This is a genomic window from Halalkalibacterium halodurans, assembly GCF_004376175.1.
GTDB lineage: Bacteria > Bacillota > Bacilli > Bacillales > Bacillaceae_D > Halalkalibacterium > Halalkalibacterium halodurans.
Window position 1 is genome coordinate 1 of record NZ_SNUY01000091.1, and the last position, 11,586, is coordinate 11,586.

Annotated in this window: 11 protein-coding genes; 9 read left to right on the forward strand and 2 right to left on the reverse strand. The window is 39.8% G+C overall.

All coding sequences use genetic code 11. The annotated features are described in order from the left end of the window. The first annotated feature begins 165 nt into the window (after nucleotides 1-165). Nucleotides 166-1,395, forward strand: coding sequence for an IS4 family transposase (locus E2L07_RS19075; protein WP_134228582.1), 1,230 nt, complete (start codon nucleotides 166-168; stop codon nucleotides 1,393-1,395). 264 nt (nucleotides 1,396-1,659) lie between these two features. Continuing rightward, a complete protein-coding gene (locus E2L07_RS19080; protein WP_134230361.1) occupies nucleotides 1,660-2,082 on the forward strand; it encodes an organic hydroperoxide resistance protein in 423 nt (140 codons plus the stop codon). A gap of 78 nt (nucleotides 2,083-2,160) precedes the next feature. On the opposite strand, the gene E2L07_RS19085 is transcribed toward E2L07_RS19080, so the two are convergent. Next, a complete protein-coding gene (locus E2L07_RS19085; RefSeq protein ID WP_134230362.1) occupies nucleotides 2,161-2,967 on the reverse strand; it encodes an alpha/beta hydrolase in 807 nt (268 codons plus the stop codon). 317 nt (nucleotides 2,968-3,284) lie between these two features. On the opposite strand from E2L07_RS19085, the gene E2L07_RS19090 reads away from it, so the two are divergent. The 6 genes from E2L07_RS19090 to bioB are packed head-to-tail and all read left to right on the forward strand — an operon-like array spanning nucleotide 3,285 to nucleotide 8,748. Then, nucleotides 3,285-3,767, forward strand: coding sequence for a hypothetical protein (locus E2L07_RS19090; protein WP_243855012.1), 483 nt, complete (start codon nucleotides 3,285-3,287; stop codon nucleotides 3,765-3,767). Further along, entirely contained in the window at nucleotides 3,754-4,539 is a 786-nt protein-coding gene (bioW, locus tag E2L07_RS19095; protein ID WP_134230363.1) for a 6-carboxyhexanoate--CoA ligase, read from the forward strand. The genes E2L07_RS19090 and bioW overlap by 14 nt, the downstream gene beginning before the upstream one ends. Continuing rightward, nucleotides 4,520-5,878, forward strand: coding sequence for an adenosylmethionine--8-amino-7-oxononanoate transaminase (gene bioA, locus E2L07_RS19100; RefSeq protein WP_134230364.1), 1,359 nt, complete (start codon nucleotides 4,520-4,522; stop codon nucleotides 5,876-5,878). Before bioW ends, bioA begins: the two co-directional genes overlap by 20 nt. Next, the gene (gene bioF, locus E2L07_RS19105; RefSeq protein WP_243855013.1) at nucleotides 5,871-7,046 is read left to right on the forward strand and encodes an 8-amino-7-oxononanoate synthase; all 1,176 of its coding nucleotides are present in this window, start codon (nucleotides 5,871-5,873) and stop codon (nucleotides 7,044-7,046) included. Before bioA ends, bioF begins: the two co-directional genes overlap by 8 nt. Next, nucleotides 7,043-7,738 carry a dethiobiotin synthase gene (gene bioD / locus E2L07_RS19110; RefSeq protein ID WP_134230365.1) on the forward strand — a complete coding sequence of 232 codons (696 nt, stop codon included), beginning with the start codon at nucleotides 7,043-7,045 and terminating at the stop codon, nucleotides 7,736-7,738. Before bioF ends, bioD begins: the two co-directional genes overlap by 4 nt. Before the next feature lie 2 nt (nucleotides 7,739-7,740). Further along, the gene (bioB, locus tag E2L07_RS19115) at nucleotides 7,741-8,748 is read left to right on the forward strand and encodes a biotin synthase BioB (RefSeq protein WP_134230366.1); all 1,008 of its coding nucleotides are present in this window, start codon (nucleotides 7,741-7,743) and stop codon (nucleotides 8,746-8,748) included. Between the two features lie 137 nt (nucleotides 8,749-8,885). On the opposite strand, the gene E2L07_RS19120 is transcribed toward bioB, so the two are convergent. Beyond that, nucleotides 8,886-10,010, reverse strand: a complete 1,125-nt coding sequence (locus E2L07_RS19120) for an NADH-dependent flavin oxidoreductase (protein WP_134230367.1) — start codon at nucleotides 10,008-10,010, stop codon at nucleotides 8,886-8,888. 497 nt (nucleotides 10,011-10,507) lie between these two features. Here E2L07_RS19120 and E2L07_RS19125 point away from each other — a divergent pair. Next, nucleotides 10,508-11,586: transposase (locus tag E2L07_RS19125; protein WP_134228778.1), on the forward strand; the 1,079-nt coding region annotated here is incomplete at its 3' end.

Genomic DNA, 11,586 nt, shown 5'->3' on the forward strand with positions numbered 1-11,586 from the left:
CACTAGCGTTGCATTAAATAAAAAAAGATTTGTCAAGGTGTAATTAAATTCAATTTTATTGAATTTATGGTAAATACTAGTCTTCAACTTCATAAAAAAATCCTTATAATTAGATGACAGAAGGTACGAAGTCCTGTCCATATCCTAATTATAAGGAGTAAACCTATGGACAAGAATAACACAAAAACGGTTTTTAAGGAATACATTCAACCGACAGACATGAAAGTCATTTCTAAAATCATTGATCAAATGCAAGTGGATAAATATGTTAAAAAACTAGATAGCCTCACCTTTATCAAACTCTTTATTTATGCTCAATTGAAACAGTTATCAAGTCTAAAGGAAATTAGTTTTAAAGTGCGGCATAAGAAAAAATTACAAAAAGAACTTGGATTAAAAAGCATCAGTAAATCCCAATTATCCCGTAAACTTTCTGATTTGCCACCAGAGATTTTTGAATCCATCCTTCATCATTTAGTCCAACAGATCCACCGGGAATTCGGGAAGGAAAAGGGAAATGCTTTATTAGGCAAAATCCATCTCATTGATTCTACTACCATCTCTTTTTGTCTTAGCCAGTATCGATGGGCTCATTTCCGAAATACAAAAGCGGGAGTGAAAATACATACCCGTGTCGTTATTCATGAAGGGGAGATTTCCCCGGATAAGATCATCATCACCCCTGCCAGGCGGGCAGATTCCACACAACTGGATGCCTTGATGGTCATCGAAAAGGATGCCCTTCACGTATTTGATCGGGGATATTTCGATTTCGATAAGTTTGACGATTACTGTAAAAATAACGTTCGGTTTTGTACTCGAATAAAAGATAACACGGTCATCAAGGTTATTGAAGAACTGCCTGTGGACCCATCTTCCGATATTCTTCGTGAGGCGGTGGTCAAGCTAGGAAAAATGAAATACCCTCTACGATTGATTGAAACGCTGGACAGTCAAGGAAACAAGATCTCGATTATCATAAATGATGCAAAGATGAGCGCAGAGGAAATCAGTGATCTTTATCGAAGCCGCTGGCAAATCGAGTTGTTCTTCAAATGGATGAAGCAGCATATGGTTCTGAAAAAATGTTATGGAAAGAGCGCCAATGCCGTTTACAACCAAGTCTATATCGCCATGATTACTTTCTGTTTAACTTTATTAATGAAGAAGAAAGTGCGTTATCAAGGAACTCTCCTTGAGATGCTTGAGTTTATAAAAGAATATTGGTGGAGAAGCTTCTCTGTTTTTCTAAAGGAGCTATTTAAAAAGCCCAAGCGATCATCAAAGGGTCGAAGGCGACTTGATCATGACCGGATTTTCAACGAAACCTTAGCACAATTTGAAGATGGTGATACCCAACATTTAAACGACCTAAGTTATGACCCTATCTACTAATTTGTAAAAAATTGGATAAGGACTACCTTCAAACAGACCCCCCTTATCCTTTTGACTTGATTACCAAGAAAAAAATAAAACTGAATATTTCGTAAAGTTATAAAATGGAATAATTATCAATAATATTCCATTTCTGTACCCTTGACTTTGTCTTCACTTTTTTGTGCAACGCTAGTGATGATAAAAAGATGTTTGAAAATCAGTGAAAAAGTGAATAGTCATAGAGTAAATCTAATCTTGAGAATAAAAAGGAGTGTTCTGAACATGGCAGACGTTAAATTTACCGCACAAGCAAAAGCAAAAGGTGGAAGAAATGGTCATGTGACATCTGATAACGGAGTGCTTGATCATAAGCTCGTAATGCCAACAGGGAAAGAGTCTTCCACAGAAGGAACGAACCCAGAGCAACTCTTTGCAGCAGGCTATGCAGCTTGCTTTGACGGAGCATTAAACTTAGTCGCATCAAAGGAAAAGAAGGATATTGATTCAGAAATCAATGCCGAAGTAAGCTTAATGACGGACCCAGAGGATAATGGTTATAAAATTGGCGTAGTCCTTAACATTTCTGTAAAGGGTGTTTCTCAAGCTGAAGCCGAAGAACTTGTCCAAAAAGCGCATCAAGTATGTCCGTATTCAAAAGCAACTCGTGGCAATATTGATGTTGATTTGAATGTGAAAGCACATTAAGAAATGAAGATAGCTGAAAACTAAAAAACAAAAAAGCATCAAAGCGGGTTTGTCTGCTTTGATGCTTTTTAGGTGTCATTAGCTCACTTTTTCAGGTATGTGAGCCAAGGCGCGTTTTAACCATTCACTTGTAGATGCAAATAGCTCTTGCTCCCAATGCGTAGCTGAAAATGTATGATCTGCTCCGTTCACATAGGCGACATCAACTAGCTGGTCTTTGTGCGATGCAGTAATGGCATTCTTATAGGTAGCAGCATTTTCTTTTGGAACGGCCTCATCTTTTTCTGCATGGATGATCAAGGCTGTACCAGAATAAGATGAAATGGCTTCAAGAGGTTGATGAGCTTTTAAATCAGTGAAAAATGTATGGCTAAGTAAGAAACCCTTATGATCATATACACCTTCTTGTTTAGCCGTTTCGACAGCTTTCGCTCCTGTTATGGCTGAGATTTCTTGATACGGTCTAGCAACTGGCGACCAAAGCACAATATGTTTAATCTGCTTTTCAAGACTTGATGTAAGTGCTGTGACAGCACCGCCAAGGCTATGACCAATAAGGATGATTTGCTCAGGGTCGACCTCGTCCAATTGTGATACATATTCGATGGCAGCTTTGAGCTCTTTGATTTGTTCTGTTAATGTGACGTCTTGATAGTCTCCATCACTTTCGCCGCAACCTTTAAAATCAAAGCGAAAACTAACGTAATTTAGTTTTGTAAAATAATTCGCTGCTTTGACAAACAAACGATGATCCCCGACTTTACTGCCAACAAAGCCATGAACAAATATGATAGCAGGATGCTTTTGATCATGATTTTCAGGGTAATGCACGGCACCAGATAAACGATCTGTGTAAAAACGAACGGCACTAGGAGTTGTATTCATAGTCTGATCTCCTTACGAAATTTTATTGTTATATAAGAGTATAAAGGATCGATGCACAGAAAACAATCATAAATTTGAGTAAACAGGTAGGAATTATAAGTATTTTTTCTGTTCAGTAAAAAAGTGATTCCTTGATCTAATGTCGTGCGGATCTTTTGAATCACTTTTTTTGTACGTTAGATCACAAGAATGATAGGGGTGCTTGTTTTTTTGATAAATTATTGTTAACTATATTGACAATTATAGTTAACGATTTTACTATTGAATTGTTAACTAATATTCGTTTTATTGTTTACATTAAAGAGGTGAACTTAATATTGAACGTACATGAGATGACGAAGATTTCGTTGTTAGCTAGTTTAATTGCGGTAACTGGCATGATGAAAATACCTTCATTCATTCCAGGTGCTGAGTTTCAGCTTTCTGCACCAATTGCGATTGCGATCGTGGCTGTTTTTGGATTTTGGCGCTACATGCTAGCAGGAATGATTTCAAGTTCGATTTTATTTTTCATGGGATTACATACGATTTTAAATGTTGAAATATCAATGATTTACAGAATGGTTGCGGGTGGATTTGTTGCATTATTTGGACCCTCTGCACCTGTGTTGATTGCAGCAGGACCGCTTGGTACAATGGCTGCTCGTTACGGTTTGGCGACAACTCTTCAAGTCGATGTGTGGCCCCTTCTTCTCGCGGCACTACCTGGCATGATTTTTACGATGATTGCGGTTATTCCGTTAACGAAGATGCTCAAGCAAGCTTCAAGGTTGGAGGGAAGACGCTATGCACGAGGATAAGGTTTTCAGCGTGAGAATGCGTGCAGCCAAAAACGGGGCGCATGAACAGGGGGGAAAACATATTTCAGGTGGAGAAATGCTCTCTACCTATCAAGATATGAAACATGCTGTTCATACGTTGTTAGAAAAAGCACTTAATCATTCAAAAGGAAATCCAGACTTTATGCAAATTCAATTTGAAGCAATCGATGAGCCGATCGAGCAAATAGAGCCACTGCTTGTGCAAACGAATGAAGTAGGAAGCGTTGAAAGAGGGCAAATCGTTGCTAAGGGCTTATTAGAGCAAGCTGGTGTTCCAAGTTCAGTGATTGAAAAAGCATATGCTCAAATTCCTGAATATTCGGGTAATAGAGGGGCTGTTCTCTTTGATATTTGTACAGGGGAACGGATCGATAATAGAGGAGCGAAGGGCGTACGTGTTTCGAGAATGGACTGGAAACAGGCAAACTTCGAGGCATGGGCCAAGAGTCAGCAAATGAACGCGAATCTTCGTGTAAAAGAGGCACTCGTTCTTGCAACAAAGGTGAGTCAACATCCAGCAACCGTTGCTGAATTATGTTGGTCAGATGACCCTGATTACATAACTGGCTATGTCGCAAGCAAGGAGCTTGGCTATCAACGGATTACAAAGTTAAAAGAATATGGCGATGAGAATGGCTGCAGGATTTTTTTTGTTGACGGCTTAACGGATGTATCTACATATATTCACTACTTAGAAAAACAACCAATATTTGTTCACTGGGGGGAAACGGATGACACACGAATTAATTGAAAAAAGCAAAAAGCATCTTTGGCTACCGTTTACGCAAATGAAGGACTATGATGAAAATCCTTTAATCATTGAAAGTGGCGAAGGGATTAAAGTGAAGGATATTTGCGGCAAAGAATATTACGATGGCTTTTCTTCTGTATGGTTGAATGTTCATGGTCATCGTAAAAAGGAATTAGATGAAGCGATTAAAAAGCAGCTTGATAAAATTGCTCACTCAACCCTGCTTGGCATGACGAATGTTCCAGCGACAGAGCTCGCAGAGAAACTGGTTGAAATAAGCCCTGAGAAGCTAACGAGAGTGTTTTATTCGGATAGCGGAGCAGAGGCGATGGAGATTGCTTTGAAAATGGCGTTTCAATATTGGAAGAATATCGGCAAACCAGAGAAACAAAAGTTTATTTCGATGAAAAATGGCTACCACGGGGACACGATTGGTGCTGTTAGTGTTGGCTCAATTGATCTTTTTCATCACGTATACGGGGCGTTGATGTTTGATAGCTTTAAGGCGCCGATTCCGTATGTTTATCGCTCTGAAAGTGAAGACCCAGCAAAGTGCCGCGACGAATGTTTACATATTCTTGAACAGCTTTTAATGGAAAAGCATCATGAAATTGCTGCTCTATCGATTGAGTCCATGGTTCAAGGAGCGGCAGGAATGATTGTGATGCCTGAAGGATTCCTATCAGGCGTGAGAGAGCTTTGTACAAAGTACGATGTCTTAATGATAGTTGATGAAGTCGCAACTGGTTTTGGCCGTACGGGAAAAATGTTTGCCTGTGAGTATGAGAATGTACAACCAGATTTAATGGCTGCAGGTAAGGGAATTACAGGAGGTTATTTACCAATTGCTGTGACGTTTACGACAGAGGAGATATACGAGGCGTTTTATGATGACTATCAAACGTTGAAAACATTTTTCCATGGGCATTCCTATACTGGAAATCAACTTGGCTGTGCAGTCGCGATTGAAAACTTGCGTCTATTTGAAGTAGAAAACATCGTCAAGGAAGTCGGCAAAAAAGCTAAAGAGCTACAATCATTGCTTGCTGAATTCAAACAGCTTCCACATGTAGGTGATATTCGTCAGCTTGGGTTTATGTGTGGGATAGAGCTTGTTTTGTCCAAGGAAACGAAAGAACCATTCCCATCAGAAAAAAGGGTAGGCTATCATGTTTCCTTAAAAATGAGAGAACTAGGAATGCTGACAAGACCAATGGGGGATGTCATCGTCTTTATGCCGCCACTCGTCAGTTCAAATGAAGAACTGAAAGAAATGGTTGCGATGATGAAAGAGGCGATTGAGATCATCACAAGCGAGGTGGCAACAGCGCTTGTTTGAACTAGATGAATGGTTAAATCAACGGTTAACCCATCAGAAAGATCTAGGATTACATAGGTCTTTAAGAACGATGAACTCAGCAGCTGAGCCATTCATGCAAGTTAATGGTGAACAAAAGTTGGTTTTCTCTTCGAATAATTATTTAGGTCTTGCCAATGATCCAAGGTTAATGGCTGCTGCTGAGTCTACTTTAAAAGAATTTGGCGTTGGAAGCAGTGGGTCGAGGCTGACCACTGGGAATACGACATGGCATGAGAGATTAGAAGATCGCATTGCTCGTTTTAAGCAAACAGAAGCGGCTCTGCTTTTCTCTAGTGGCTATCTAGCCAATGTAGGCGTGCTGTCATCCTTACCTGAAAAAGATGACGTTATCCTAAGTGATCAACTGAATCATGCGAGTATCATAGATGGCTGTCGATTATCAAAAGCAAGAACGATGATTTATCAGCATGTTGATATGGAAGACCTTGAAACAACATTACAAGAAACACAAACGTTTCAGCGGCGTTTTATCGTTACAGATGGTGTCTTTAGCATGGATGGCAATATTGCACCATTAAACGAAATAATGGAGCTTGCTAGACGTTATGATGCTTTTGTTATTGTCGATGATGCCCATGCGACAGGAGTTCTCGGTGAAAACGGGCGAGGTACAAGTGAATATCTTGGAGTTTTGCCTGATGTGGTGATTGGGACATTAAGCAAAGCAGTTGGCACAGAAGGGGGCTTTGTTGCAGGTTCGAAGGTATTAATCGATTTTCTTTTAAACTTTGCAAGATCCTTTATCTTTCAAACAGCGATCCCACCTTCTATTTGTGCTGCTTCGTGCGCCGCTTTGGACATTATTGAAGAAAATAATAGAGCGCGTCAATCATTGCAAGCGAATGTGGAGCGCATTAAATCGAGTTTAGATGATATGGGTTACATCATAAAAGGTGATCAAACACCGATTATTCCAGTGATCATTGGTGATGCCAATGTCTCGATGGAATTTGCCAAACGTCTTCAAGATAAAGGAATCTATGCGCCAGCGATTCGTCCACCAACAGTACCAACTGGAGAAAGCCGGATTAGATTGACTGTGACATCTGACCATACAGCACAGAATGTTGATTATTTACTAGCGACGTTTCGATTTATTGGAAAAGAATTGAGGGTGATTGAATGAATGGTGTGTTTGTCACTGGAACAGATACAGGCGTAGGAAAAACGATTATTTCTAGTGGGCTGGCAGCTGTGTTAAAAGAAAACGGGATCGATGTTGGGGTGTTTAAGCCGATGTTAAGCGGGGTGGCACGTGAAGACCCTGAAAGCGACACGTCATTATTAAAGGAATTGTCTAAGACATCTTTAAGTCATGAAGAGATAACACCATTTCAGTTTGCCGAACCTCTTGCCCCGTATGTTGCTGGTTTGCAGGAAGGGAGAAGTGTGCAACTGGCAGATGTATTAAGCCATTGGAATGTCATTTACGGGAAGCATGAATTTTTTATCGTGGAAGGTGCAGGAGGAATTTCGGTTCCTCTCGGGCCTGATTTTCTTGTGAGTCATTTAATAAAAGCACTCGAGCTTCCACTTGTTATTGTCGCTAGACCGAATTTAGGAACGATTAATCATACATTTTTAACCGTTCAATATGCTAAACAAATGGGTTTAGAAATAGCTGGAATTGTCATTAATGGCATGGGTGGTTCACCAGATCTTGCTGAACAAACGAATCCAAGCATGATTGAAGAAATGTGTCAGGTCCCTATATTAGGAATCACGCCAATGCTAGAAGAATTAACACCTGAAAACATCAAACAAATGGTTAAAGAACACGTAAAGATGAATGCTTTTACTACTAAATTGGGGGTATGAACATGAATCAATGGATGGAACTTGCAGATCAAGTATTAGACGGGAAAGAGCTTACGAACGAGGAGGCATTATCCATTTTAGATTGTCCAGATGATGATGTTCTTTTATTAATGCACGCCGCTTTTCAAATAAGAAAGCGCTATTATGGTAAGAAAGTAAAATTAAACATGATCATGAATGCCAAATCAGGTCTTTGTCCTGAAAACTGTGGTTACTGTTCACAATCTTCTATTTCAAACGCAGAAATCGACTCATATCGAATGGTGAATAAGGACTCATTGCTTGAAGGAGCAAGACGTGCAGCTGAGTTAAATGTTGGAACGTATTGTATTGTTGCAAGTGGTCGTGGTCCTTCCAATAAAGAGGTGGATCAAGTCGTTGATGCGGTTAAAGAAATCAAAGATACGTATGGATTAAAAATCTGTGCCTGTCTTGGGATTTTAAAGCCTGAGCAAGCCGTTCGTTTAAAAGAAGCTGGGGTCGATCGTTACAACCATAATCTAAATACTTCTGCGCGCAACCATGATAACATCACAACATCACATACGTATGATGACCGTGTTAATACAGTTGAAGTCGCGAAGGAATCTGGTCTTTCACCGTGTTCAGGTGTTATTGTTGGAATGAAGGAAACAAGACAGGATGTTGTTGATATCGCAAACAGCTTAAAAGCACTTGATGCTGATTCGATTCCAGTTAACTTTTTACATGCGATTAAGGGGACGCCGCTAGAAGGGGTAGATGAGCTTAATCCGCTTTATTGCTTAAAAGTATTAGCATTATTCCGTTTCATCAACCCAACAAAGGAAATTCGTATTTCAGGCGGTCGTGAAGTGAATCTTGGTTCCCTGCAGCCACTTGGACTTTATGCGGCAAATTCAATTTTCGTTGGTGACTACTTAACAACAATTGGTCAAGAAGAAACAGAAGATCACAAAATGCTAGTCGATCTTGGCTTTGAGGTTGAGAGTGTAGAAGAAATGAAAGAACAGCTTGCGTTAAATAAATAGTCATTGTAGCCTTATTGAGCGTTTCTGCATTCATAGAAGCGCTTATTTTTTTGATTTATTATCTGAATCATCACATTTATGGTCTATCTTAAAAAAGTCCAATTCGCAGTATAAGCACGAATTGGACTTGAAAAAAATTAATCTTTAACTGGGAACCAGCCTGGAGTGTTGATGATTGCTTGCCATAATGGTGTTGGGACAACAAGCTTTTCTTGATCTTGCTTAGAAAGCGTTGTAGCAATCGTATCTTCCTTGCCTTCTTGGACTTTTTCAACCCATTTTGGTTCGATAATTAGCTCACGGCCAAGTGCAATCAATGGTACACCAGTTTGCATTGCTTTTACCACATCATCAGGTGTATGCAATGAACCGACACCAATCACAGGAATTTGATCGCCGATGTGTTCTTGGATGCGAACAACACGTGAAGTTGTATCGTCTTTATCGCGAATCGAACCACCCCAGAAGTTTTGAACAGACACATGAAGATAATCTAATGGATAAGTCGCAAGCTTGTCGACAAGAGCAAGTGTATCTTCAAATGTAATACCAGGATTTTCACCTTCTTCTGGAGAAAAGCGATAGCCAACGATAAATGGCTCAGTTGTATGAGCTTTTACGTTTTTGAATACTTCTTCAACGACAGCAGTAGGGAAGTTTAAACGTTTTTCAAGCGTTCCGCCCCATTTATCTGTTCTGCGGTTTGAATGTGGAGAGAAGAATTGCTGAATGAGATATGTGTTTGCACCGTGAATTTCGACGCCATCAAAACCAGCTTCAATCGCACGCCTTGTCGCATCACCAAATGCAGTGATCACACGTGTAATATCATCTTCAGTCATTTCTCTTGGCACTTGTGCATCTGGGCGCTCAGCCGCAACAGCACTCGCACTGATTGTTTGACCATCTGGTAATTGATCTGGAGGAGACATACGTCCACCATGGAAAATTTGCAAAATGGCTTTAGCACCTTTTTCTTTAATGGCGCTAGCTAGACGAGTTAAACTTGGAATAAGAGAATCGTCATCAGCGCCAAATTCACCTGGGAATCCTTTTCCATCTTTTGTCACATAGACACAAGCTGTTACAACAGCACTAACACCGCCAGCGCGTTCTTGGTAATAAGCTAATTCAGCGTCTGAGACAGAGCCATCTTCATTTGATGAAAAATTCGTCATTGGGGCCATTAGCACACGGTTTTTTAATGTAACACCAGAACGGAATGTAAATGGTTCAAATAGTTTTTTATAATTTGGATTCATGTATATGAACTCCTTTCAAGTGTATAATCGTACAAAGATCATATTAGAGATAATATTTAATAAAGTCAAGAGCCACAGGACAAATTTCTGTAACCCTTGATATTACTGATTCCATTCAATTTGCTACTATAGATGTGTTCCCATACCTTTTTACGTGATCAAGTTCTTTATGTTTTGTCAAACCTCAATTTTAGCGATTTTTGGCCATAATCAGCCATTTCACCATATCGTCATTCTAGTTATTTACAGGATTTTTATGGAAAACGGAAACTTTGATCATTCAGGCAAAAAGAAAAGCCATAATGGTGCTCCTTTGGTAGAATAGAAGTATCTAGCAACTATCACGAAAGGAGTTCATTATGACTACCTCTATCATACCAAAATCTTATTCAAATGTAATCTATCTTCAACCTTCTTTTTCATTTACAGAAGATTCATTTTCTTCTTTACGTCACCTTCCTTATGTTAAATTAGGGTTGGAGTTTCCTTGGGAGGAGGTGTTCTCTCCCATTGAACAAGAATTTCTCCAAGCACGGTTTGAATATCATTTTAAAAAACGAACTTCAACGGATGCAGCCCCATCTTCAACAGAATTATTTCCAGATATTCCACAGGACTTGAGCACATTGCCTACGAGATCTGCCAAAGGACGAAAAGGAGTGAACTTTTATGCTTTATTAAAAGCTTTCCTCTTGGCTCCACTCCTCTATGTGGAAGTAATGGTTTCCAGTGTACACCTTCAAGTTATTGGGAACTCTGACTTCCGGATGGTCTGTGGTTTTGATACACGACCATCCTTGAAAACATTTGAACGTTTTGATCAGATCATGATTGAAAACGGACTTTGGGAGAAAGCTCGGCAACTTATGGTGAGCTACAATCTTTTTCACGGTATCGTAGGAAAAGAAGAACAACTCGCTGTAGATACCACCCATGTAGATGCGGAAGCCACTGTCCATAAAATGAAGAAATGTAGCCATTCTGAGCCATGTCATTGCCCAAAGATTCCTACGGATGATAACGTAGGCGTGATGAGAAAAAGCAATACCGTCACGTACATTGCACATAAAATCTCCTTGGTCTGTGGTGTAGAGTCTGAACTTCCTTTGTCCAGAAGTGTGTTTAAAGGAGACGAACATGATGCAAAAACACTAGAACCCACTTTGGAAAAGGTAACGGAAGATCTTCCTGAAGAGTTCCTAAAAACAGTGCAATACGTGAGCGCAGATGGGATTTATCAATCAGCGGACAATCAACAACACACAAAATCCATTCTTAAAGCAAAGCTATTGGCTCCCATAAATCCACGTAAAATTCAAGATAAAGCACTTGAATCTTGTGGCATGACCAAGCTGGATAGGTATGGTGTTCCTCATTGTATTAGTGGCCATAAGTTACAATTGAAAGGGTTGGATGAAGCAAAAGAACACTATGTTTGGACTTGCCCAGTCTTTGATCCAAAATACAAGCAAGAAGGACTTTCCTGTTCGAATGAACAGCATATTCAATGCTGTAATGGCGCGAAAACTGGTAGAACGCTTCGTATCCATCAATCGATGACACCACAAATTGATAC

Excerpts from the sequence above, each read along its gene's own strand:
- E2L07_RS19075 (WP_134228582.1), top strand. The coding sequence starts at position 166 with ATGGACAAGAATAACACAAAAACGGTTTTTAAGGAATACATTCAACCG.
- bioB (WP_134230366.1), top strand. The coding sequence starts at position 7,741 with ATGAATCAATGGATGGAACTTGCAGATCAAGTATTAGACGGGAAAGAG.
- E2L07_RS19120 (WP_134230367.1), bottom strand. The coding sequence starts at position 10,010 with ATGAATCCAAATTATAAAAAACTATTTGAACCATTTACATTCCGTTCT.
- bioA (WP_134230364.1), top strand. The coding sequence starts at position 4,520 with ATGACACACGAATTAATTGAAAAAAGCAAAAAGCATCTTTGGCTACCG.
- E2L07_RS19080 (WP_134230361.1), top strand. The coding sequence starts at position 1,660 with ATGGCAGACGTTAAATTTACCGCACAAGCAAAAGCAAAAGGTGGAAGA.
- bioD (WP_134230365.1), top strand. The coding sequence starts at position 7,043 with ATGAATGGTGTGTTTGTCACTGGAACAGATACAGGCGTAGGAAAAACG.
- E2L07_RS19085 (WP_134230362.1), bottom strand. The coding sequence starts at position 2,967 with ATGAATACAACTCCTAGTGCCGTTCGTTTTTACACAGATCGTTTATCT.
- bioW (WP_134230363.1), top strand. The coding sequence starts at position 3,754 with ATGCACGAGGATAAGGTTTTCAGCGTGAGAATGCGTGCAGCCAAAAAC.